Source organism: Cryobacterium sp. Y29 (assembly GCF_002929825.1).
In the GTDB taxonomy this organism is placed as follows: domain Bacteria; phylum Actinomycetota; class Actinomycetes; order Actinomycetales; family Microbacteriaceae; genus Cryobacterium.
The window spans coordinates 1-22,170 of record NZ_PJJN01000032.1 but is presented as its reverse complement, the minus strand read 5'-3'; the positions used below and the strand labels follow the sequence as shown (position 1 = coordinate 22,170).

Genomic DNA, 22,170 nt, shown 5'->3' with positions numbered 1-22,170 from the left:
GTGAGGAGCGGGCGACGTGGTCGTCCGCTCCTTTTTCTGTAAGTAAACCTTGTGCAACTAAACTCGAGGTCATGCTTGATAATCCACGTTCACCGCGCGTCCGTTCCGTCGCAAAACTTGCCAAGCGCGACGCGCGCCTCGAGTCCGGTCTTTTTCTGCTCGAAGGCCCGCAGGCCGTTTCCGAAGCGCTCACCTTTCGCCCAGAGCTCGTCGTGGAGTTGTTCGCGACGCCCACCGCGCTCGACCGCTACACCGATCTGGCCCAGAAAGCGGTCGACGCCCAGGTCGAGGTGGAGTTCGTCTCCGAAGAGGTGCTCGAGGCTATGGCCGATACGGTCACCCCGCAGGGCTTCGTGGCTGTCTGTCACCAGTTCCCCACCTCGGTAAAGAAAATCTTCAATGCCGAGCCCAAGCTCGTCGCCATCCTCGAAGAGGTGCGCGATCCCGGCAACGCCGGCACCATCATTCGGGCAGCGGATGCCGCGGGCGCGGACGCCGTCATCCTCACCGGTCGCAGCGTCGACCTGTACAACCCCAAGGTCATCCGTTCCTCGACCGGCTCCATCTTTCACCTGCCCGTCGCTATCGCGGCCGACCTCTCCGACGTACTCGACCGTGCCCGGGCGGCCGGGCTGCAGCTCTTTGCCGCCGACATCAAGGGCTCCGACCTGCTGACCGCCCGCAACGAGGGCTTACTGGCAGCTCCGACCGTGTGGCTTTTCGGCAACGAAGCGCGCGGCCTCACCGACGAAGACCTGGCCCGGGTCGACCGCAGCGTCAGCGTGCCGATCTACGGCAAAGCCGAGTCGATGAACCTCGCGACCGCGGCATCCGTGTGCCTGTATGAGAGTGCATTCGCCCAGCGCGCCTGATCTGCTGCCTGCACAAACACGCCATGCCCGGACTGTTACAAATGCGTTGCTGTCCGGGCATTTGGCATGTCCAGACACGCGTTCTGTCCTAAGTTAGGAAGTATGGAGCCCACAGATTCGTCCCCGGCCACCTCGAACATCACCGTTCGTCGGGGCGAACCGCTAGTCGTCGTCAAGGACATCAACAAGCACTACGGAGAACTGCATGTTCTCAAGAACATCAACGCGGTGGTCAACCGCGGCGAAGTTGTGGTCGTGATTGGTCCGAGTGGGTCGGGCAAATCCACCCTGTGCCGGGCGATCAACCGCCTCGAGACCATCGATGACGGTGTGATCACCATCGACGGTGTGAAGTTGCCGGAAGAGGGTAAAGCACTGGCCCACTTGCGCGCTGACGTTGGCATGGTCTTTCAGGCGTTCAACCTGTTCGCCCACAAGACCGTGCTCGACAACGTCACCCTCGGTCCGATCAAAGTGCGCGGCATGGCGAAAGCTGATGCCGAGAAGAAGGCCATGGCTCTGCTCGAGCGTGTTGGCGTGGCCAACCAGGCCGGGAAAATGCCGTCCCAACTCTCGGGTGGCCAGCAACAGCGCGTCGCGATCGCGCGCGCTCTGGCCATGGAGCCGAAACTGATCCTGCTCGACGAGCCGACCAGCGCCCTCGACCCTGAGATGATTAATGAGGTGCTTGAGGTCATGGTCGACCTCGCCAACGAGGGTATGACGATGATCGTCGTCACCCACGAGATGGGCTTCGCCCGCAAGGCTGCGGACCGTGTCATCTTCATGGCCGAGGGCGAAATTGTGGAAGAGTCCTCACCCGAGCAGTTCTTCACGAACCCGCAGAGCGCGCGCGCGCAGGACTTCCTGTCCAAAATTCTCGACCACTAGCCCAACGGCCCACTCGACCAGAGTCACGGGACACAGGGTCGCCATAACTTATCCTGACACCTCCCTTCCCAACCAGAAAAGGAATCACAATGCGTAAGAAACTCAGTCTCCTGGCCACAGCAGCCACGGCGGCACTGCTTCTGGCCGGATGCGCCGGCGGAGATACCACAGACCCAGGATCGTCCGACGCTCCCGCCGAAGTTACGCTCACGGGCAGCCCCACGTACGACGCCATGGTGGAAGCCGATACCGTGCGTATCGGCGTCAAGGAAGACCAGCCCGGCCTGGGATTCCTCGATGCCGGAACCGGAGAACGCTCCGGCTTCGACATTGAGATCGCCAAGTGGGTGGCCGAGTCCCTGGGTTTCTCCGATGACAAGATCGAGTACATCGCCATTCCGAGCGCGAACCGCGAGTCCGCCATCGTGAACGGTGACATCGATTACTACGTTGGTACCTACTCAATCACCGACAAGCGCAAAGAGCAGATCGACTTCGCGGGACCGTACTTCATCACCGGCCAGGGCATCCTGGTCGCCGCTGACGACGACTCGATCACGAGTGAAAACGATCTGGCCGGCAAAACCGTTTGTTCCGCGACCGGCTCCACGCCGATCCAGAACATCAAGGACAACTACCCCGACACCGAAACGGAAGAGTTCGACACCTACTCGCAGTGTGTTGAGGCCCTCAAGGATGGTCAGGTCGACGCGGTCACGACCGACCAGGCCATCCTGCTTGGCTACGCCTCGCAGGATTCCGAGAACCTCAAGGTCGTCGGCGAGCCGTTCTCGGTCGAGAACTACGGCGTGGGCCTGCCGAAGGGTGACGACGCTCTGCGCGGCTTCATCAACGACATGTTCACCGACGGCAATGACACCTGGCAGTCCATCTACGACGAGACTCTGGGTCAGTCGGGCACGGCCGTCGAGCAGCCCGCGGTTGACGCCTACTAGTCACCACGCATAACGGTCGGTGGCGACACACTCGCCGCCACCGACCCGGTTTAACGCATTCACCAAACGAGAACGAAAGGAGAGGTTCGGACCATGGACACCCTGCTCAATAACCTCGACGTCTTCGTCGACGGGTTCGCTTTGACGATTCAGGTGTTCCTCTGGTCCGCCCTCTTTGCCTTGATTCTCGGTACCGTCGTCGGTGCCATGCGCGTGTCCCCAGTCGCTCCGATGCGCGCGGTCGGTACCGGCTATGTGAATCTTGTGCGGAATACGCCGCTGACCCTGCTCATGTTCTTCTTCGCTTTCGGGTACCCCAAACTGGACCTCCCGAGCGTGAGCTACACCACGCTGGCCATCTTCGCGCTCAGCCTTTATTCGGCCACCTACGTTGCCGAAACGCTGCGCGCCGGCATCAACACGGTCCCGCTTGGACAGGCCGAAGCCGCCAGAGCCATTGGGCTCACCTTCGGTCAAAGCATGTCGCAAGTCCTGATGCCCCAAGCCTTTCGCGCGGTTATCCCGCCCATGATGAGTGTTTTCATCGCCCTGCTCAAGAACACGACGGTCGCCGCCGGATTCTCTGTCGCCGAAGCGGGTGCCATTCGAGCCACTCTCTCGGAGCGCGGCGAACCTGCCATCATCGTTCTGCTCTGGGTGGCCTTGCTCTTCGTGCTTCTGGTCGCGATTCTGTCTTTCGTCCAGCGCAAACTGGAAAACGGTTTGAAGGTACTGCGATGAGTAACGTTCTGTTTGACGCCCCTGGACCTCGCGCACGGGTACGCCACCGCTACATTGGTGCGATAACCCTGGTCGCCGTTGTCGCAATTTTCGCGTTCATCCTGCTCCGCTTCGTTGAAACGGGTCAGTTCACAGCCGAAAAATGGGAGCTGTTCACGATTCCGTTCGTGCACGCTAAAATTCTCGAAGCCACGATCGCTACGCTCCAGGCGTTTGGACTCGCCGCAGTACTTAGCCTTATTCTCGGACTTCTCCTCCTGGTCGGCCGCGTGTCCAAGCACCGCTGGATCAGCGTGCCAACGTACCTGTTTGTGGAACTTTTCCGCGCCATCCCCCTGCTCATCCTCATGATGATCATGTACTACGGCCTGCCGCCGCTCGGCTTCAGCTTCGTGACGCCCTTCATTGCCGTGGTCACCGGGCTGACGCTCTACAACGGCTCCGTGCTGTCTGAAGTCTTTCGGGCCGGAATCGAATCGTTGCCCAAGGGCCAGGCCGAAGCTGCGTACGCAATCGGCATGAGCAAGACGCAGGTTATGCGCATGATCCTGCTGCCGCAGGCCCTGCGCGCCATGGCACCGGTCATCGTGTCGCAGCTGGTGGTCGTTCTCAAGGACACAGCGCTCGGCTTCATCGTCACCTACCAGGAACTTTTGTATCTCGCCAAGTTCTATGGCGCCCAGCCCAACTACGGGTCACCGATCATCCCCTCAACCATTGTTATGGCTGCGATCTACATCTCGCTCTGCTTGCTGCTTGCGGGGGTCGCCAAGTACATCGAGGTGCGCACCAAGCGCGGTCCGGCCAAGAACATCAGGGCGCAGCAACTGGTCAACGAAGCCGCCTAGTTCTTTAAAGAGCGCAGCGAGCGGAGGTTCGTCCCGGCGGCCGAGACGGCCGGGCTCGCTCGCAGCACGCACTAAACTTGGGCCTTGTGTCTGTTCCCAGCGTTCCCCCAGAGCCCACCGCATCATCCGATCCGGCTGACGCCGCCGCATCCGTTTCAGCAGAGCCGTTGATCTCAGAAGCCGCCGTCAACGCTGCGGTTGACGCCGCCCTGGCTGCCATCGCCGTCGCCGACACGACCGCCGCCCTCAGGCTCGTGCGCAGCGAACATGCGGGGGAGTCCTCCCCGCTGTCGAAGCTTAACGCGCTCATGCGCAGCGTGCCCGGCAATCAGAAGGCTGCAGCCGGCAAGCTCGTCGGCCAGGCCCGCGGCGCCGCAACAAAGGCGTTGACCGCTCGCGAAGACGAGATCGGCACCGCTGAAGCGGCCGCCCGCCTGCTCGCCGAAACGGTCGACGTGACCGCCGCCGCGTCAACTTGGAAACCGGGGGCGCGGCATCCGATCTCGCTGCTCAGCGAACGCGCCGCCGACGTCTTCGTGGCCATGGGCTGGGAGGTCGCCGAAGGCCCGGAGCTTGAAAACGAATGGTTCAACTTCGACGGGCTCAACTTCGACGAGGACCACCCGGCCCGCGCCATGCAGGACACCTTCTTCGTCGAACCGACGGATGCCCACCTCGTTCTACGCACGCAAACCTCACCCGTGCAGCTACGCGCGTTGCTCTCGCGCGAGCTGCCGGTCTACGTGGTCGCGCCCGGACGGGTTTTTCGCACCGATGAACTCGACGCGACCCACACACCGGTCTTTCACCAGATCGAGGGCATCGCCATCGACAAGGGCCTCACCATGGCGAATCTGCGCGGCACGCTCGACCACTTCGTGCAGGCCCTGTTCGGTCCAGAAGCCAAGGTGCGCCTGCGCCCGAACTACTTTCCATTCACCGAACCGAGCGCGGAGCTCGACGTCTGGCACCCGACCTTCAAGGACGGCGCACGCTGGATCGAGTGGGGCGGCTGCGGCATGGTGCACGCCAACGTGCTGCGCTCCGCCGGGATCGACCCCGAGGTCTACTCCGGATTCGCGTTCGGGGTGGGCGTGGAACGAGCTGTGATGTTTAGAAACGACGTAAAGGACATGCACGATATGGTCGAGGGCGATATTCGGTTCAGCCAGCAGTATGGGATGACGGTCTGATGCGGGTACCACTTTCCTGGCTCGGCGAATTCGTCGACCTCGCCCCTGGCACCACGCCGGAAGACGTCCATGCTGCCCTCGTGAGCGTCGGGCTCGAAGAGGAAGATATTCACCGTTTCGATGTGTCCGGCCCGATCGTGGTCGGCGAGGTGCTCGAATTCGTTGGCGAAGAGCAGACCAACGGCAAGACCATCAACTGGTGCCAGGTGCGAGTTGCGCCGGGCGACGAGCTCGCCGCTGACGGCGGCCCCGCCATCCACGGCATCGTCTGCGGCGCCCACAACTTCGCCGTCGGCGACAAGGTCGTCGTGACCCTGCCCGGAGCTTCGCTGCCGGGTCCGTTTCCCATTGCGGCCCGCAAGACCTACGGCCACGTCTCCGACGGCATGATCGCCTCGGCCCGTGAACTCGGCCTCGGCGACGAGCACGACGGAATTCTGCTGCTGGCTTCGCTCGGCATCGACGCTCCGGTCGGAACGGATGCGATCCCCCTCCTCGGCCTCGATGACAGCGCCGTCGAGATCAACGTCACCCCCGATCGCGGCTACGCCTTCTCCATTCGCGGCGTCGCCCGCGAATACTCGCACGCCACCGGCGTGCCGTTTCGGGACCCTGCGCTGGCACTGACGGTCGTGGCCCCGGTCACCCGGTTCCCCGTGACGATCGACGACCAGACCCCGATTCGGGACCAAACCGGAGCAAGCGTGTTCGTCACCCGCGTCGTGCGCGGCATCGATCCGACCCGGCCGACCCCAGCCTGGATGACCGCGCGACTGGGGCTGGTCGGTATCCGCTCGATCTCGCTCGTTGTCGACGTGACCAATTATGTGATGTTCGAGCTCGGCCAGCCGTTGCACGGCTACGACCTTGACAAGCTGGCCGGCGGCATCATCGTGCGGCGCGCGACCGCCGGGGAGAAATTCACCACCCTCGATGCGGTCACCCGCACGCTCGACGTCGAAGATTTGCTGATCACCGATGAATCCGGGCCGATCGGTTTGGCCGGTGTAATGGGCGGGACAAGCACGGAGATCAGTGCGCAGACGGTCAACGTGCTCGTCGAGGCCGCCAACTTCGACCCGGTGTCGATCGCGCGCTCGGCCCGCCGTCATAAGCTGCCGAGCGAGGCAAGCAAGCGGTTCGAACGCGGTGTCGACCCGCGCGTGGCCGCTGTCGCTGCTGCTCGCGTGGTGCAGCTGCTCGTGGACCTGGCCGGAGGAGTCGCCGACGATCTCGGTTCGGTCTACGACGAAGCTCCGGTACCCCAGCCGATTCTGCTGCCGACCGGGTTCGTTTCTGGTCTCATCGGCCTCGCCTACACCGGCGACGAGGTGCGCGATGCGCTCGTCGACGTCGGTGCCTCGTTGATCGAATCCGACGGCGACCTGCAGGTCACCCCGCCGAGCTGGCGCCCCGACCTGACGGATAAGTGGACCCTCGCCGAGGAGGTCGCCCGCATCGTCGGCTACGACCGCATTCCTTCGGTGCTGCCCGTCGCGCCGCCCGGCCGTGGCCTGACCCGCACGCAGACTTTGCGCCGTACTGTCGCGCACACCCTGGCGGCCACCGGTCACACCGAGGTCTTGACCTACCCGTTCGTTTCCGAGCGAGCGAACAACGTGTTCGGCGTGGCCGTTTTACCCGCCGTGTCCGCCGGCGCGAATACGGCGGATGCGGCATCCGCTGTGCCGGTTTCGGTGCCGCAGATCAAGGTCGCTAATCCGCTCGACGGTGAGGCACCGTTTCTGCGCACCTCGATGCTGCCCGGCCTGTTGCAGATCGCGCACCGCAACCGGTCACGCGGACTGGTCGACGTGGCCATCTACGAGCAGGGACTGGTCTTTCGGCCCGAGGCCGGCGTGAAATACGGCACGGCCGTGCTCCCGGCCGGCGGCGCGCGCCCGAGCGCCGAGGCTGAGGCGGCCCTGAATGCGGGAATTGTTCCGCAGCCACTAATGGTCGGGATCGTTCTCGTCGGCAATGACGTGCGGCACCAACCCGGACAGCCCGCCGTTGGAGCGGGCTGGCAGTCTGCGTTGGCCGCTGCGCAGCAGGTGGCATTGGCTACCGGAGTGCGCATCGAAGTACGCCAGGGCCAGCACCCGGCGATGCACCCGGGCCGCACCGCCGAGCTGTTCGTCACCGTGCAGGCTTCGACCGTGCAGGCTTCGACAGTGTCGGCTTTGACTATGCCGGTCTCGACCGTGTCGGTGGGATTCGCCGGAGAACTGCTCCCCACAGTCGCCGACGACTATGACCTTCCTGCTGTCGTGGCCGTTGCCGAGATCAACCTCGGGCTCGTCTTCGCGCAGGCCGACGCTGACTTGACGGTCACGTCGATCCGCACGATGCCCGCCGCGACGCAGGACCTTTCGCTCGTCGTCTCGGTTTCGGTGCCGGCTGCCGCTCTGGGCGCGGTCGTCGCCGAGGGGGCGGGCGACCTGCTCGAGAGTATCGACCTGGTCGACGACTACCGCGGTGCCGGAGTTGAGTCCGGCCAGAAGTCGCTCACCTTTGGACTGCGTTTTCGCGGCGAGGAGCGTACGCTGACCGCCGCCGAAGCGAGCGCCGCGCGCCTGTCCGGGGTTGCCCTCGCTGCGGATCGCTTCGGAGCGGCCCTGCGCGAATAACCCGCTGGCGGGCCTGCGTGCCGCGACCAGCGGATGCCGGAGCTTGCGTACCGCGACCACTGGATGCCGGAGCTTGCGTGCCGCGACCGCTGGATGCCGCGGCCTGCGTGCCGCGACCACTGGATGCCGCGGCCTGCGGCATCCGCTGGCCAGGGCACTCGTTCGGGACGCGGGCACTCGTTCGGGACGCGGGCACTCCTTCCAACGGGTGCTGCGAGGCTCGACGGGTGCTGCGAACTGTAACGAGTGCCGTGGGCCGTTCCCGTCAGGTGCCCGCGCGGGATCCGCATTGGGTGGCACTCGTTTGGGACGCGGGCACTCCTTCCAACGGGTGCTGCGAGGCTCGACGGGTGCTGCGAACTGTAACGAGTGCCGTGGACCGTTCCCGTCAGGTGCCCGGGCACGATCCGCGTGTGGTGGCACTCGTTTGGGACGCGGGCACTCCTTCCAACGGGTGCTGCGAGGCTCGACGGGTGCTGCGAGTCTCGACGGGTGCCGCGAACGCAGGGTGCAGCGTCAGCGGGTGCGCGGCACACCCTTCTCGCAGAGGAACCGATAGAACTCGACGGCATTGAGGGCCAGGTTCCAGCCCCAGCGGTTGAAACTCGTCACAAACGGGCGAAGCACGCTCTCCCGATCCTTCTCGGCCACGACCACCCCCACCACGTCCTTCCCGTTCATGACCGCTGCGCGGGTGTACTTGGTGTGCCCGTCAAACTCACCGATTTTGCGCACACCCCGCCAGAAATAGTCCACGAAGTACGAGCGGCCAGCGACGTCAAATCGCACCTGCAGTTCGGGAATCTGAAACTTCAGTTGCTCGAAGCGCACTCTGCTGAGTGACTCGCCGGCGTTGGCCGAGAGTTCGTCAGCAAACGTGATGGCCCGCTCGGCAGCCTGGCGCCCGGTACGGGGACGCACCGCGTCCAGTTCCGCGAAGAGCACCGCCTTCGTGATCGCCGGAACGCCCGGATTACCCGCGTCGGGTACTACCCGCCTGCTCTCTTGGTGGAGCACGTGGTCGATCATTGTCACTCCGGTGAGAAAACTGCACCCGGCAGCGATATCGACAAGGGTGCGAGCGAGACTGGTCACCGCGATACCGGCGATGAGTGTTGCATTCGGATCGGCGACGGCGCGATGCGTCGTGACGAGCCGGTGACTGCTGCCGCCTTGGGCGTCGGGGACGAGGGCATGCACAGAGAGTGGCCAGGCGCCAATCAACGGCAGTCCATGCATGGCCGCGGCGGAATGGTGCGAAAGCACCAATGGTCGTTTGGCCGCACCGGCAGTGGCACGCGCGAACAGGCGGTATTGCCCGTCGAGACCACACGCCTGCCACTTTGCGCCGAGGACGTACCAACCGCGTCGAAGACGCCGGAGCTCGCCCCGTCTCACCAGCAGGTCCACGGCGTGCGCATTCATACCGGCCGCACGGAGGGCATCGGCCGTGATGAGGCCGTCGCCGAGCATATCCTGCGTTTCCAAGGCCTCCAACATGTCCCCACTCTGCCGCGGAACGGGAGCCGGTCCTCGTTTGGCGCAACATCTGTGGGGAACTCGGCACGGGCATGCACTGTGCAGAGAGCGGATGCTCCGACTCTCGTGGCACTCGTTTCGGATGCGTGCACTTGGTGTTCGGGGTGCCGCAAACTCTAACGCGTGCCGCGAGTCGCGACTGGGGGGGGGCCGGCGCGCGGCATCCGTCGTGGTGGCCTTCGCTAGGGAAGCTGGCGCTTCTCGACAGGGGTGCCATGAACCAGCAGGGGTGCCGTGAACCAGCAGGAGTGCCGTGAACCAACAGGGGTGCCGTGAACCAGCAGGGGTGCTGTGAACTAGCAAGAGTGCCGTGAAGCAACAGGAGTGCCGTGAACCACGCCGAGGGCAGCGACGGCGAGCGGATGCCCGCCGCCCGCGTGACGCCCCGCGCGAGCGCGGAAATGGGGCCGCCGGGGCCGCGCTAGGTTTAACACATGGTCTTTTCGGTGGCAGTCGCGGGTGCGAGCGGGTATGCAGGCGGCGAACTGCTGCGGCTGCTTTCCGGTCACCCCGAATTCGAGGTGAGCACGGTCACTGCGCACAGCAACGCCGGACAGCGCCTGGTCGACGTGCAGCCTCAGCTGCGTTCGCTCACCCATCTGACCCTCGTCGACACCACCCCGGAAAATCTCAGCGGCCACGACGCTGTCTTCGTCGCCCTGCCGCACGGAAAATCCGGTGAGCTGACGGCGCACCTGCCCAATGACACGCTCGTGGTGGACTGCGGCGCCGACCACCGCCTCGAAAACCCCGACGACTGGGCGGCGTTTTACGGCGGTGACTACTTCGGTTCGTGGACCTATGGGGTGCCCGAACTGGTCACGGCCAACGGCAAACAGCGCGACAGAATTGTTGCCGCACGCCGCATCGCCGCGCCCGGCTGCAACGCCAGCACTGTTGCGCTCGCCCTGGCCCCCGGCATCCATGCGGGCGTGATCGAAGCGCAGGACCTCGTTGCCGTACTCGCCGTCGGCCCGAGTGGCGCCGGCAAGAGTCTCAAGTTGCCAAACCTCGCTGCCGAGATCCTGGGCTCGGCCAACCCCTATGCGGTCGGCGGCACTCATCGGCATATTCCCGAGATCGTGCAGGCGCTGCGCTGGGCCCAAAGCGCCGCATCCACGTCGGCACGAGATGCGACCATCTCGTTCACGCCGGTGATCGTGCCGATGTCGCGCGGCATCCTCGCGACGGCGACCGCCCGGCTGGTACCCGGAACGAGCGCCGCCGCCGTGCGCGCCGCCTGGGAGAGCGCCTACGCCGACGAACCGTTTGTGCACGTGCTTCCTGAGGGACATTTTCCGCGCACGGCCGATGTGCTCGGTGCCAACACCGCTCTGATCGGACTGGCCGTCGACGAGGCAGCCGGCCGCGTCGTCACGATCACGGCTATCGACAATCTTGTCAAGGGCACCGCCGGCGCTGCCATCCAATCTGCCAACATTGCCCTCGGTCTGACCGAAACGCTCGGTCTGACCATGAATGGAGTTGCTCCGTGAGTGTCACCCATCCCGCCGGTTTCGCTGCTGCCGGCGTCACGGCCGGCCTGAAAAAGTCCGGCGGGCTCGACCTCGCCCTCGTACACAACCTCGGCCCACTGCAGAACGCCGCCACCGTCTTCACGAGCAACCGCTGCCAGGCCAACCCCGTCATCTGGAGCACCCAGGTCATGAGCGACGGCCGCGTCAGCGCCATCGTGCTCAACTCCGGGGGCGCCAACTGCTACACCGGCAGCATCGGATTCCAGACCACCCATGCCACCGCCGAAGCCGTCGCGACCCGCCTCGACATCTCTTCCGGCGACGTTTTGGTCTGCTCCACCGGCCTGATCGGTGAACAACTCGACCTCGACCTCGTCATCGCGGGAGTCTGGGACGCCACCCTCCACATCAAGACGGATGCCGCAACCACCCCAGCCGCCGGCCTCCTGGCCGCACAGGCGATCATGACTACCGACACCCGTCCGAAAGAGGCTCTGCACACCTCTCCCGCCGGTTGGAGCATTGGCGCCATGGCCAAGGGCGCCGGCATGCTCGCTCCGGGACTGGCCACGATGCTCGTGGTCATCACGACCGACGCCGTGCTCGACTCGGCCGACCTCGACACGGCGCTTCGCGCGGCGACCCGGGTCACCTTTGACCGCCTCGACTCCGACGGCTGCATGTCGACCAACGACACCGTGAGCCTGCTCTGTTCCGGGGCGAGCGGCGTCGCTGCCGACAAATCCGAATTCAACATCGCCCTCGTCGAAATCTGCCGCGACCTGGTTTTACAGTTACAAGGAGACGCCGAGGGCGCTGCGCACGACGTGGCGATCACCGTCACCAACGCGGTCTCCGACGACGAAGCGGTGACCGTGGCTCGTGCTGTCTCGCGCAGCAACCTGTTCAAGTCGGCCATCTTCGGCAACGACCCGAACTGGGGCCGCGTGCTCGCCGCCGTCGGAACGGTACCGGTCGAAAGCGCAGCCTTCGACCCGTATAGCATCGACGTCGCCATCAATGGCGTTCAGGTGTGTACCGCGGGCGAGCCTGACCAGCCGCGCGAGCTCGTCAACCTGTCGGGCCGCAGCGTGACGGTGCTCATCGACCTGCATGCCGGTAATGCAACGGCCACCCTGTGGACCAACGACCTCACCCACGACTATGTCGAAGAGAACAGCGCGTACTCCAGCTGATCATGACCGAAACACCGAGAACTAACGCCGAGACCAGCCAGGCCGAAGCATCCGTTAAGGCGGCAACGCTGATCGAAGCGCTGCCGTGGCTCAAACGCTTTCACGACCAGATCATCGTCGTGAAGTTCGGCGGCAACGCCATGGTGAGCGAAGAGCTGCAGCGCTCCTTCGCCGAAGACATGGTCTACCTGCGATACGCGGGCATCCGACCGGTCGTCGTGCACGGCGGCGGGCCGCAGATCTCGGCCATGCTGGCGCGCCTCGGCATCGAGAGCGAGTTTCGCGGGGGCTACCGGGTGACCACGCCCGAAGCGATGGACGTGGTGCGCATGGTGCTCACCGGCCAGATCAATCGCGACCTGGTCAGTCACATCAACCAGCACGGTCCGCTCGCCGCCGGACTCTCCGGTGAAGACGCCGGCCTGTTCCGCGGGCGCCGGCGCGGCGTGGTCATCGACGGCGAGGAGGTCGATCTCGGGCTCGTCGGCGATGTCATCGGCGTCGACCCCGAAGCAGTACTCGCCCAGCTCGCGGCCGGCCGCATCCCGGTGGTCTCGTCGATCGCTCCCAATATGGATGTTCCGGGCCAGTCCCTCAACGTCAACGCCGACGCTGCTGCTGCCGCACTCGCGATCGCGCTCGGCGCGGCCAAGCTCGTGATTCTCACCGACGTCGCCGGACTCTACCGCGACTGGCCCAACCGGGATTCGCTCGTGTCGATCATCGACGTGGTCGAATTACGCGGTCTGCTGCCCGACCTGGAATCGGGGATGATTCCCAAGATGACGGCCTGCCTTGATGCCGTCGACGGCGGCGTCGCCAAAGCCGCGATCATCGACGGGCGAGTACCGCACTCGATCCTGCTCGAAATTTTCACTGGAAGCGGCATCGGCACGGAGGTAGTACCGGCATGATTGAAGACTCTTGGCAGAATCGGTTCGCCGATTCGATGATGCGCACGTTCAGCCCGCCACTGGCCATGCTCGTGCGCGGTGAGGGCTGCTACGTCTGGGACGAGAAGGGCACGCAGTACCTCGACTTTCTCGCCGGCATCGCGGTGAATTCGCTCGGTCACGCACACCCTGAGGTCGTTGCTGCCGTCACCAAGCAGATCGGCACGATCAGTCACGTCTCCAACTATTTCGCCACGCCGCCGCAGATTGAACTGGCCGAACGCCTCAAACGCATCACCGGCGCCGGTGAAACGGGCCGCGTCTACTTCTGCAATTCCGGTGCCGAGGCCAACGAGGCAGCGTTCAAACTGGCCAGGCTCAACAACCAAGGACACCGCAGCCGCATCATCGCGCTGCACGACTCCTTCCACGGGCGCACCATGGGCGCGCTCGCCCTGTCGGGCAAGCCGAACATGCGCGAGGCGTTCGAGCCCGTGCCCGGCGGAGTCGAACACATTGACAGCACGATCAAGGCCCTCGAAGCCACCATCGACAACACCGTCGCCGCCCTGTTCCTCGAACCGGTCAAAGGTGAGGCGGGCGTCATCGACCTGCCGGAGGGGTTCCTCAAGCGTGCCCGTGAGCTGTGCACCGAGCACGGCGTCCTCCTGATCCTCGACGAGATCCAGACCGGTATCGCCCGCACCGGCGCCTGGTTCGCCTATAACCACGCTGAAATACTGCCGGATGCCGTCACCATCGCCAAAGGGATGGGTGGCGGTGTCCCCATTGGCGCTCTCGTCACCTTCGGCTGGGCCTCCGAGCTGTTCCGTCGCGGCCAGCACGGCTCGACCTTCGCCGGCAACCCGCTCGTCACCGCGACCGCCAACGCCGTGCTCGGCGTGATCGAACGCGATGGCCTGGCCGCCAACGCCGCTGTGAGGGGCCAGCAGCTGCGCGAGATCATTCTCGGCTTCCACTCGCCGCTGATCGACGAGGTGCGCGGGCGCGGCCTGCTGCTCGGCGTCGGCCTGACCGAACCGGTCGCCTTGAAGCTCGGCGCGGCCGCGCTCGCCCAGGGCCTCATCGTCAACGCCGCCAACGAGACCAGCATTCGTATCGCCCCACCCCTGATCGTGGGGGACGCCGAACTGGCCGACTTCCAGGAACGGTTCGGGCGAGCACTGGCCAGCCTCTAGGCTGGACGAATCCCACTTTGCGCGGGTTTCGCACCGGCGCGGGACTACCAACCAGGGGAGCGGCATCCGCTCACCTGCTACTTAACAACCGAAAGTGACACCGTGACCCGCCATTTCCTGCGCGACGACGACATCTCCCCGGCCGAACAGGCCGAGATTCTCGATCTGGCCCTGGAGTTGAAGCGAGACCGATTTGCGGTGCGCCCGCTCGCCGGCCCGCAGACCGTCGCGGTCATTTTCGACAAGTCCTCGACCCGCACCCGAGTGTCCTTCGCGGTCGGTATCGCCGACCTCGGCGGCAGCCCCCTCATCATCAGCACCGCGAACAGTCAGCTCGGTGGCAAGGAGACCGCCTCTGACACGGCCCGCGTGCTCGAACGTCAGGTCGCCGCGATCGTCTGGCGCACCTACGGCCAGGCCGGACTCGAGGAAATGGCGCTCGGCACGACTGTGCCCGTGATCAACGCGCTCAGCGATGACTTTCACCCCTGCCAGCTGCTCGCCGACCTGCTCACCATCCGCGAACACCGCGGCGACCTCGCCGGCCAGACTCTCGCCTTTCTCGGTGACGGTGCCTGCAACATGGGGCAGTCCTATTTACTCGCGGGAGCGACCGCCGGCATGCACGTGCGCATCGCGTCACCGGCGGGCTACACCCCGACCAACCAGGTGGTAGCGGATGCGACGGCCATCGCCGCCCGCACCGGCGGCTCGGTCGCTTTGTTCACCGACCCGCGCGAAGCCGTCACCGGCGTCGACGTGGTCATCACCGACACCTGGGTGTCGATGGGCAAGGAAGACGAGAAGGCCACCCGGCTCGGCGACCTCGGTCAGTACCGGGTCGACGCAACTCTGATGGGCCTGGCGAAGCCGGGCGCCCACTTCATGCACTGCCTGCCGGCCGACCGCGGCTACGAGGTGACCGCCGACGTCATCGACGGGCCGCAGAGCATCATCTGGGACGAGGCCGAGAACCGCCTGCACGCCCAGAAAGCCCTGCTGGTCTGGCTGCTCGCGCAAAACGCGGCCTGACCGTCTGGCACTCGCCTTCCGGACGGGGCCTGGGCCCGGGCCCGGGGCCCAGTTTATAAACTGGGCCCACGGACGGGGCCCGGGCCCCGTCCGCAGTGCCGGGAGGGCAGGCGGGCGGGCGACCGGCGCCCACAACGTAAACTTTAGACAGATCAAGATTTAGGGAGAACCATGGCGGAACGCGTTGTACTCGCATACTCGGGCGGACTGGATACCTCGGTCGGCATCGGCTGGCTCAAGGATGCCACCGGTAAAGAGGTCGTAGCCCTCGCCGTCGACGTCGGTCAGGAGGGCGAAGACATGGACGTGATCCGTCAGCGCGCCCTGGACTGCGGCGCAGTCGAATCCATCGTCATCGATGCGAAAGACGAGTTCGCCAACGACTACATCGTGCCGACGCTCAAGGCGAACGCCCTGTATCAGAAGCGCTACCCGCTCGTTTCGGCCATCAGCCGACCGCTGATCGCCAAGTACCTGGCCTCCACCGCCAAGGAGCTCGGCGCCGACAGCGTCGCCCACGGATGCACCGGTAAGGGCAACGACCAGGTTCGGTTCGAAGCGGCCGTCGCGGCCCTCGCCCCCGACCTGACGTCACTCGCCCCGGTGCGGGACTTCGCGCTGACCCGCGACAAAGCCATCGAGTACGCCGCCAAGCACGACCTACCCATCATGCAGTCCAAGAAGAGTCCGTACTCGGTGGACCAGAACGTCTGGGGTCGCGCCGTCGAGACCGGATTCCTCGAAGACCCGTGGAACGCGCCGATCGAAGACCTTTACACCTACACCCAAGACCCGTCGGTCACTCGCGCCCCCACCGAGGTTGTCATCTCCTTCGAGCAGGGGGTCCCCGTCGCTATCGATGGCAAGAAGGTCACCCCGCTGCAGATGATTCAGCTGATGAACCGTCTCGCTGGTGACCAGGGGGTCGGCCGCATCGACATCGTCGAGGACCGCCTGGTCGGCATTAAGAGCCGCGAGATCTATGAGGCTCCGGCCGGCATCGCACTGATTGCTGCGCACGAAGAACTCGAGAACATGACCGTGGAACGTGACGTCGCCCGCTACAAGCGCGGCGTCGAGAGCAAGTGGGCCGAGCTCGTCTACGACGGTCTCTGGTTCTCGGGTCTGAAGAAGAGCCTCGACGTGTTCATCGAGGACACTCAGAAGCACGTGACGGGCGACATCCGCTTGAAGATGCACGCCGGCACCGCCGTCGTCACCGGTCGTTCCAGCACGACGAGCCTGTACGACTTCAATCTCGCCACCTACGACACCGGCGACTCCTTCGACCAGTCCATGGCCAAGGGATTCATCGAGCTGTGGTCGTTGCCGAGCAAGATCGCGGCCCGCCGCGACGCGACCAGCAAGTAGGGCGCCCGCGTGTCGAGTGAGAAGAACGCGAACCGCGCCGGAGCGGCGGGCGCCCTCTGGGGTGGCCGTTTCGCCGGGGGGCCGTCGCCGGAACTGGCGCGACTGAGCAAGTCGACCCAGTTCGACTGGATGCTGGCCGAATACGACCTGCAGGGCAGCCGCGCGCATGCACGAGCCCTGGCCGCCGCCGGGTATCTCACCGACACCGAACTCACCCAGATGGTCGGCGCGCTTGAAGAGCTCGAGCGCGCCGTCATCGCCGGCGATTTTCTCCCCGCCGACGCCGACGAAGACGTGCACTCGGCGCTGGAGCGGGGCCTGATCGGTATCATCGGCGTCGAGATCGGGGGCAAGCTCCGCGCTGGCCGCAGCCGCAATGACCAGGTTGCGACGCTCGTGCGCATGTGGCTGCGCGACCACGCCGCCATCCTTGCCTCGCTCGTCATCGAACTCATTGATGCCCTCGCCGCTCAGGCCGAAGCGCACGAAAGCGCCATCATGCCCGGCCGCACCCATCTGCAGCACGCTCAACCGGTGCTGCTCGCGCACCACCTGCTGGCGCACTGCTGGCCGCTCGTGCGTGACCTGGACCGCTTCGCAGACTGGGGCCGGCGCGCGGATGCATCCCCCTACGGTTCCGGCGCCCTCGCCGGTAACACCCTCGGTCTCGACGCGCATCTCGTCGCCGCCGACCTCGGCTTCGCCGCCGTGGTCGAGAACTCCATCGACGGCACCGCGAGCCGCGACCTGGTCGCTGAATTCGCCTACATCACCGCACAAATCGGCATCGACATGTCGCGGCTGGCCGAGGAGATCATTCTCTGGAACACCCGCGAATTCGGTTTCGTCACCCTTGACGATGCCTATTCCACCGGCTCGTCGATCATGCCGCAGAAGAAGAATCCTGACATTGCCGAGCTCGCTCGCGGCAAGTCCGGCCGCATGATCGGCAACCTCACCGGGCTGCTCACCACCCTCAAAGGTTTGCCGCTCGCGTACAACCGCGATCTGCAGGAAGACAAGGAGCCGGTTCTCGACTCGATCAACACCCTCGAAGTGCTGCTGCCCGCTTTCACCGGCATGGTCGCCACCCTCACTTTTCACACCGAACGCATGGCCGAGCTCGCTCCGCAGGGTTTCTCCCTCGCTACGGATGTCGCGGAGTGGCTGGTCAAACGCCATGTGTCGTTCCGTGACGCGCATGAAATCACCGGTTCGCTTGTGAAGTTCGCCGAAACTAACCAGCTCGACCTGCACGAGGTGAGCGACGAATCGTTGCTCTTGATCTCGCCGCACCTTGTTCCCCAGGTGCGCGAAGTGCTCACCATCCGCGGATCGGTCGAGAGTCGTGACGGCGCCGGCGGAACCGCTCCGGTGCGTGTCGCCGAACAGCGTGCCCACCTCGTGGCCCGCGTACGCGACCTGACGGCCGTCCTGAGTCGGTAGAGCCGGCCGTATCGGCGGCGCGCCGCTATGCCTGTGAGGTACTAAACCGGCACGCTAAGCGAGGGCCATCGGCACGAGGGCGGCGCACGCGCACGCCCAGGTGAGGCTCGACAGGGTGCCGATGATGAACCGCTCGCGCGATTCGGCCGCGGCCAGCTCCGTGAAGCGGCCAACGCCCTTGATAGCGACGACCACGGCGATCGCTTCGGGAAAACCGGCCAGGATGGCGCCGGCCACGGCGAGGCGTTCCAGGATACCGATGGTCACCCCGCCGCGCAGCACCTCGTGCGTTTCCGGGTCGCTGACCCCCGCCATGGTCGGGGCCGGTTTCCCGGCGTTCAGCACCATGATTCCGCCATGCTGGCCCGGCGGTACCGAGTTGTTGGTGGCGAGATCAAGCGCCAGCACAGCGATCGGGCCGCCCCCGATCACGGCGAGGGCGAGGGCGAGCATGCCGATCACGATACCGAAGGCGCTCGGGCCGGTGCCAACGGGCACCGCGGCGAGCACGAGGGCAACGACGAGACCGGCCATGGCCCAGATCGTGAAGAGCTGCCGGTGCAGTTTGAAGGCGATCGCGGCGCAGGTGAGCGAGGCGAGCGTGACCAGGAGTAGGGCGACCCAGTGGAGAAATGTAAGGATGGTGAAGGTCATGCAAAATTATCCGTTTCATTCGGGCGATGATCGAGCTGCTCCAGCAGCCTAACCAACGCCGGCCGCGCCGCTTGTTCAACCCGGTACTGCGCCGCTTTGAGTCGTTGGCTCACGGCACCGGTCGTGATTTTGAGCTCTGCAGCGATATCGGTTTGGGCCAGGCCGCGTTCGAACAGGTCGCCGGCCTGCCAGCCTTGGCGGGTGCGACGTTGACGCAGCAGCAGGATCATGGTGAAGAGCGCCTCGATGCCGGGGGAGTCGGCATGCGTCGGATCGACCTCGAGAGCAAAGTGCGCTTCGGTTCTCTTAGCGCGCAGCACGGCGTCTCGTGCCGCGATGAAAGCGCCCCCCGTGGCCTGTCTGGTCGACGCCGGTAGAGGAGCGCGCACGGTTCCAACACCGAGCCCGACGCTCCAATGGCCGGAACGATGCAGGGCGAGAATCGCGTCGAGCGTGGGCCGGGCCGCTGATAGGAGTAACTGAATCTCATCGCCGGCGGTCTGGTCGGGCGGCAGGCCGAACGCGTCGGGGCTCTGTGCCACGAGCTGCGCGATCATCTCGCGCGCGCGATCGTGATCGTTGCGGCTGCCGATCTGGTCGGCGGTGATGACAAACATGGTCTCAGGCTCCGTCCTGCATTCAGTCTAGTTAAGTCCACAGGCTAAATCCAGTTGACTATAGGTTATAACCTAAATTACTCCGGCGAAAGAACGGATGCTGCCGGTACTTCGGGAAGCTGGCCCGGCTGATAATCTAAAGCGCGTGTCAGACCCCACCATCCTCGCCCAGCAGACCAATGATCCCTCCTTCGACTCGGTGTGGGAGGAGATCAACTGGCGCGGCCTGGTGCATGTCTCCACCGACGCGACCGAGCTGAAGGCTCTGCTCGATGGTGGCCCGATCACGTACTATTGCGGATTCGACCCGACCGCGGCGAGCCTGCACCTCGGTAATCTGGTGCAGTTGCTGCTGATGCGGCGCCTGCAACTGGCGGGGCACCGCCCGCTGGGCCTGGTCGGAGGCTCGACCGGCCTCATCGGCGACCCGCGTCCCACAGCCGAGCGCACGCTCACCCCCACCGACACCGTCGCAGAATGGGTCGGTTACCTGCAGGCACAGGTGTCGCGGTTTCTCAGTGCGGAGGGCGACAACGCCGTCACCCTCGTAAACAACCTGGACTGGACCGCGCCATTGAGCGCCATCGATTTCTTACGCGAAATCGGCAAGTACTACCGTGTGGGCACCATGCTGAAGAAGGATGCCGTCAGCGCGCGCCTCAATTCCGACGCGGGAATCAGCTACACCGAGTTCAGCTATCAGATACTCCAGGGCCTGGATTACCTCGAGCTGTTTCGCAGCTACGGCTGTGTGCTGCAAACCGGTGGCAGTGATCAGTGGGGCAACCTCACCAGCGGAACCGACCTCATCCGTCGCGCCGAAAGCGGCACGGTGCACGCCATCGGCACCCCGCTCATCACCAACAGCGACGGAACCAAGTTCGGCAAGAGCGAGGGTAATGCGGTGTGGCTCGACCCTAATCTAACGAGCCCCTACGCGTTCTACCAGTTCTGGCTCAACACCGACGATGCCGACGTGGTCTTTCGGCTCAAGGTCTTCACGTTCCTCTCCCGGCGCGAAATTGAGCGATTCGCCGAGCTCGTCGAAACCGAACCGTTCCGGCGTGAAGCGCAGCGTCGGCTCGCCCTCGAAGTGACCAGCCTCGTGCATGGGCACGCAGCAACGGATGCTGCCATCCATGCCGCCGAGGCACTGTTCGGCCAGGGCGACCTCGCCGAACTGGATCCCGATACCCTCGAGGCCGCCCTGCGCGAACTTCCACACACCACGACGTCGCCGCACGCCACGGTGCTGCAGCTGCTCGTCGACACCGAACTGTCGAAGAGTATCGGTGACGCCCGACGGGCCGTGCAACAGGGTGGGGTGTACCTGAACAACGAGAAGGTCACGAGTGTCGACCTGACCATTGAAGGATCGGTGCTTCCCGGGGGAGTAGCGGTTTTACGTCGCGGCAAGAAAACGCTCGCGGGAATTTTCGTCGAGTAGTGCGGTTAAGGCGGCGCAGTCATCCGCTACCGGCTCGGTTGAACACGCAGCCCCCACGAATATCCCTCCCGCAGCGGTAGTCGGCGGTGTGGAGGGCGGGTCGGTTGCGCAGGGCGTCAGGTGGGGATGGCAAGATGTCGTCGTGGAAACTCTTCGAACCGAACGCCTGCTGCTGCGCCCCTGGACCCTGGATGACACCGACTTTGTTTTCGGGCTCTACTCGCTATGGTCTGTGCAACAGCACATTGGGTTGCATCCGCGCGTCATGACCTCTCGCGCCGAGGCGATCGCCGTCATCACGCGCTGGCAGGGCATGGAACATCCCATTCATGCCATCAGAGCGGTAACGGATGCCGACACCGGCGAGATCTTCGGCAACCTGCTGCTCAAGTCCATCCCGGCGTCGAGCGCGGTGACACCGCTCGAGCCGTCGGGGGACACCGAGATCGGCTGGCACTTTCATCCGAACGCCTGGCGCCACGGCTACGCGACCGAAGCGGCATCCGCTGTACTGGCTGAAGGCTGGAAGACCGGCCTTGAACGCGTGGTTGCCGTCACGACTCCGAGTAATCGCCCGTCGCAGCGGGTCTGCCTACGCATCGGCATGACGCACAACGGCAGAACCGACCAGTACTACAACTCCGTGAGCGAACTCTTCGTGGCCGTCGCCCCCGAATTGTAACCAGCACTCTCAGAGACGAGGCCCGGCCAGCGCGAGCCGGCTTTCGCTCGGGGCAGCGGATGCTGGTGGTGCGACACGCCCGGGTGGGGGGCGTTTTGACGGGTGGGTGTGGTGGCCGTAATGTATCTATACGTACCCCAAAGGTGCGGAAAGCCGCAGTGCTTTTCGGCCTCATGTGGGACCGTCTTCTAGTCAGATCAATGTTGGGTTCTTGTTTCAAGTTCTCTGGTGTTGGGCTAGGATTGTAAGCCTCCATCGGGTGTGTGTTGCTGGTTGGGTCGGGTTGTTCGGGTGTTTTTGGTGTGCTTTGGTGCGCTGGGAAGTGCTGGATTGGCTGATTTGACAGGGACTGGCCGGGTGGGTAAGTTAGACAAGTTGCCCCGGAGCGACAGCCCAGTAGGGCCTGAAGTCGGGTGCGTCCGATCCTTGAGAACTCAACAGCGTGCACAATGTCAAATGCCAAAAACCTCGTGGTTGTGGCCCGT

General features: G+C 64.7%; 19 protein-coding genes. 16 read left to right on the top strand and 3 right to left on the bottom strand.

Annotated features, from left to right (window positions below; genetic code table 11):
* The first annotated feature begins 71 nt into the window (after window positions 1-71).
* The 7 genes from CXY74_RS08085 (at window position 72) to pheT (ending at window position 8,131) form a co-directional block, all read left to right on the top strand.
* The gene (locus CXY74_RS08085) at window positions 72-872 is read left to right on the top strand and encodes an RNA methyltransferase (RefSeq protein WP_104199977.1); all 801 of its coding nucleotides are present in this window, start codon (window positions 72-74) and stop codon (window positions 870-872) included.
* Window positions 873-974: 102 nt separating this feature from the next.
* A complete protein-coding gene (locus CXY74_RS08080) occupies window positions 975-1,763 on the top strand; it encodes an amino acid ABC transporter ATP-binding protein (protein WP_104199976.1) in 789 nt (262 codons plus the stop codon).
* Between the two features lie 89 nt (window positions 1,764-1,852).
* On the top strand, window positions 1,853-2,719 hold the full coding sequence (locus CXY74_RS08075) for a glutamate ABC transporter substrate-binding protein (RefSeq protein WP_104199975.1): 867 nt from the start codon (window positions 1,853-1,855) through the stop codon (window positions 2,717-2,719).
* Window positions 2,720-2,812: 93 nt separating this feature from the next.
* Window positions 2,813-3,460, top strand: coding sequence for an amino acid ABC transporter permease (locus CXY74_RS08070; RefSeq protein ID WP_104199974.1), 648 nt, complete (start codon window positions 2,813-2,815; stop codon window positions 3,458-3,460).
* Window positions 3,457-4,308 carry an amino acid ABC transporter permease gene (locus tag CXY74_RS08065; protein WP_104199973.1) on the top strand — a complete coding sequence of 284 codons (852 nt, stop codon included), beginning with the start codon at window positions 3,457-3,459 and terminating at the stop codon, window positions 4,306-4,308. Before CXY74_RS08070 ends, CXY74_RS08065 begins: the two co-directional genes overlap by 4 nt.
* A 167-nt stretch (window positions 4,309-4,475) precedes the next feature.
* Window positions 4,476-5,501 carry a phenylalanine--tRNA ligase subunit alpha gene (gene pheS / locus CXY74_RS08060; RefSeq protein WP_233193300.1) on the top strand — a complete coding sequence of 342 codons (1,026 nt, stop codon included), beginning with the start codon at window positions 4,476-4,478 and terminating at the stop codon, window positions 5,499-5,501.
* Window positions 5,501-8,131 carry a phenylalanine--tRNA ligase subunit beta gene (gene pheT / locus CXY74_RS08055; RefSeq protein WP_104199971.1) on the top strand — a complete coding sequence of 877 codons (2,631 nt, stop codon included), beginning with the start codon at window positions 5,501-5,503 and terminating at the stop codon, window positions 8,129-8,131. Before pheS ends, pheT begins: the two co-directional genes overlap by 1 nt.
* Window positions 8,132-8,647: 516 nt before the next feature.
* Here pheT and CXY74_RS08050 read toward each other — a convergent pair.
* Entirely contained in the window at window positions 8,648-9,631 is a 984-nt protein-coding gene (locus CXY74_RS08050) for a type IV toxin-antitoxin system AbiEi family antitoxin domain-containing protein (protein WP_146070094.1), read from the bottom strand.
* 473 nt (window positions 9,632-10,104) lie between these two features.
* Here CXY74_RS08050 and argC point away from each other — a divergent pair, with 473 nt between their 5' ends.
* The 7 genes from argC to argH all read left to right on the top strand — a co-directional run bounded on the left by argC (window position 10,105) and on the right by argH (window position 18,285).
* Window positions 10,105-11,166 (top strand): N-acetyl-gamma-glutamyl-phosphate reductase, encoded by a 1,062-nt coding sequence (gene argC / locus CXY74_RS08045; RefSeq protein ID WP_104199969.1) that lies wholly within the window; start codon window positions 10,105-10,107, stop codon window positions 11,164-11,166.
* Window positions 11,163-12,344, top strand: a complete 1,182-nt coding sequence (gene argJ / locus CXY74_RS08040) for a bifunctional glutamate N-acetyltransferase/amino-acid acetyltransferase ArgJ (protein ID WP_104199968.1) — start codon at window positions 11,163-11,165, stop codon at window positions 12,342-12,344. The genes argC and argJ overlap by 4 nt, the downstream gene beginning before the upstream one ends.
* Window positions 12,345-12,346: 2 nt before the next feature.
* Window positions 12,347-13,258 (top strand): acetylglutamate kinase, encoded by a 912-nt coding sequence (gene argB, locus CXY74_RS08035; RefSeq protein ID WP_104199967.1) that lies wholly within the window; start codon window positions 12,347-12,349, stop codon window positions 13,256-13,258.
* The gene (locus CXY74_RS08030; RefSeq protein ID WP_104199966.1) at window positions 13,255-14,436 is read left to right on the top strand and encodes an acetylornithine transaminase; all 1,182 of its coding nucleotides are present in this window, start codon (window positions 13,255-13,257) and stop codon (window positions 14,434-14,436) included. Before argB ends, CXY74_RS08030 begins: the two co-directional genes overlap by 4 nt.
* Before the next feature lie 102 nt (window positions 14,437-14,538).
* Entirely contained in the window at window positions 14,539-15,468 is a 930-nt protein-coding gene (gene argF, locus CXY74_RS08025) for an ornithine carbamoyltransferase (protein WP_104199965.1), read from the top strand.
* Between the two features lie 171 nt (window positions 15,469-15,639).
* Entirely contained in the window at window positions 15,640-16,839 is a 1,200-nt protein-coding gene (locus CXY74_RS08020; RefSeq protein WP_104199964.1) for an argininosuccinate synthase, read from the top strand.
* A 9-nt stretch (window positions 16,840-16,848) separates the two neighbouring features.
* Window positions 16,849-18,285 carry an argininosuccinate lyase gene (argH, locus tag CXY74_RS08015; protein ID WP_104199963.1) on the top strand — a complete coding sequence of 479 codons (1,437 nt, stop codon included), beginning with the start codon at window positions 16,849-16,851 and terminating at the stop codon, window positions 18,283-18,285.
* Between the two features lie 54 nt (window positions 18,286-18,339).
* On the opposite strand, the gene CXY74_RS08010 is transcribed toward argH, so the two are convergent.
* Window positions 18,340-18,939 carry a hypothetical protein gene (locus tag CXY74_RS08010; RefSeq protein WP_104199962.1) on the bottom strand — a complete coding sequence of 200 codons (600 nt, stop codon included), beginning with the start codon at window positions 18,937-18,939 and terminating at the stop codon, window positions 18,340-18,342.
* Window positions 18,936-19,556, bottom strand: coding sequence for a DNA-binding protein (locus tag CXY74_RS08005; protein ID WP_104199961.1), 621 nt, complete (start codon window positions 19,554-19,556; stop codon window positions 18,936-18,938). The genes CXY74_RS08010 and CXY74_RS08005 overlap by 4 nt, the downstream gene beginning before the upstream one ends.
* Before the next feature lie 145 nt (window positions 19,557-19,701).
* Here CXY74_RS08005 and tyrS point away from each other — a divergent pair, with 145 nt between their 5' ends.
* Both tyrS and CXY74_RS07995 read left to right on the top strand, forming a co-directional pair.
* Entirely contained in the window at window positions 19,702-21,003 is a 1,302-nt protein-coding gene (tyrS, locus tag CXY74_RS08000) for a tyrosine--tRNA ligase (protein ID WP_233193287.1), read from the top strand.
* Window positions 21,004-21,145: 142 nt separating this feature from the next.
* Complete coding sequence (locus CXY74_RS07995; RefSeq protein ID WP_104199959.1) at window positions 21,146-21,685, top strand: GNAT family N-acetyltransferase; 540 nt, start codon at window positions 21,146-21,148, stop codon at window positions 21,683-21,685.
* Window positions 21,686-22,170: the final 485 nt, after the last annotated feature.

What these genes read in the sequence shown, in the direction of transcription:
- CXY74_RS08085 (WP_104199977.1), top strand. Translation starts at nt 72, where the DNA reads ATGCTTGATAATCCACGTTCACCGCGCGTCCGTTCCGTCGCAAAACTT.
- CXY74_RS08080 (WP_104199976.1), top strand. Translation starts at nt 975, where the DNA reads ATGGAGCCCACAGATTCGTCCCCGGCCACCTCGAACATCACCGTTCGT.
- CXY74_RS08075 (WP_104199975.1), top strand. Translation starts at nt 1,853, where the DNA reads ATGCGTAAGAAACTCAGTCTCCTGGCCACAGCAGCCACGGCGGCACTG.
- CXY74_RS08070 (WP_104199974.1), top strand. Translation starts at nt 2,813, where the DNA reads ATGGACACCCTGCTCAATAACCTCGACGTCTTCGTCGACGGGTTCGCT.
- CXY74_RS08065 (WP_104199973.1), top strand. Translation starts at nt 3,457, where the DNA reads ATGAGTAACGTTCTGTTTGACGCCCCTGGACCTCGCGCACGGGTACGC.
- pheT (WP_104199971.1), top strand. Translation starts at nt 5,501, where the DNA reads ATGCGGGTACCACTTTCCTGGCTCGGCGAATTCGTCGACCTCGCCCCT.
- CXY74_RS08050 (WP_146070094.1), bottom strand. Translation starts at nt 9,631, where the DNA reads ATGTTGGAGGCCTTGGAAACGCAGGATATGCTCGGCGACGGCCTCATC.
- argC (WP_104199969.1), top strand. Translation starts at nt 10,105, where the DNA reads ATGGTCTTTTCGGTGGCAGTCGCGGGTGCGAGCGGGTATGCAGGCGGC.
- argB (WP_104199967.1), top strand. Translation starts at nt 12,347, where the DNA reads ATGACCGAAACACCGAGAACTAACGCCGAGACCAGCCAGGCCGAAGCA.
- CXY74_RS08030 (WP_104199966.1), top strand. Translation starts at nt 13,255, where the DNA reads ATGATTGAAGACTCTTGGCAGAATCGGTTCGCCGATTCGATGATGCGC.
- CXY74_RS08020 (WP_104199964.1), top strand. Translation starts at nt 15,640, where the DNA reads ATGGCGGAACGCGTTGTACTCGCATACTCGGGCGGACTGGATACCTCG.
- CXY74_RS08010 (WP_104199962.1), bottom strand. Translation starts at nt 18,939, where the DNA reads ATGACCTTCACCATCCTTACATTTCTCCACTGGGTCGCCCTACTCCTG.
- CXY74_RS08005 (WP_104199961.1), bottom strand. Translation starts at nt 19,556, where the DNA reads ATGTTTGTCATCACCGCCGACCAGATCGGCAGCCGCAACGATCACGAT.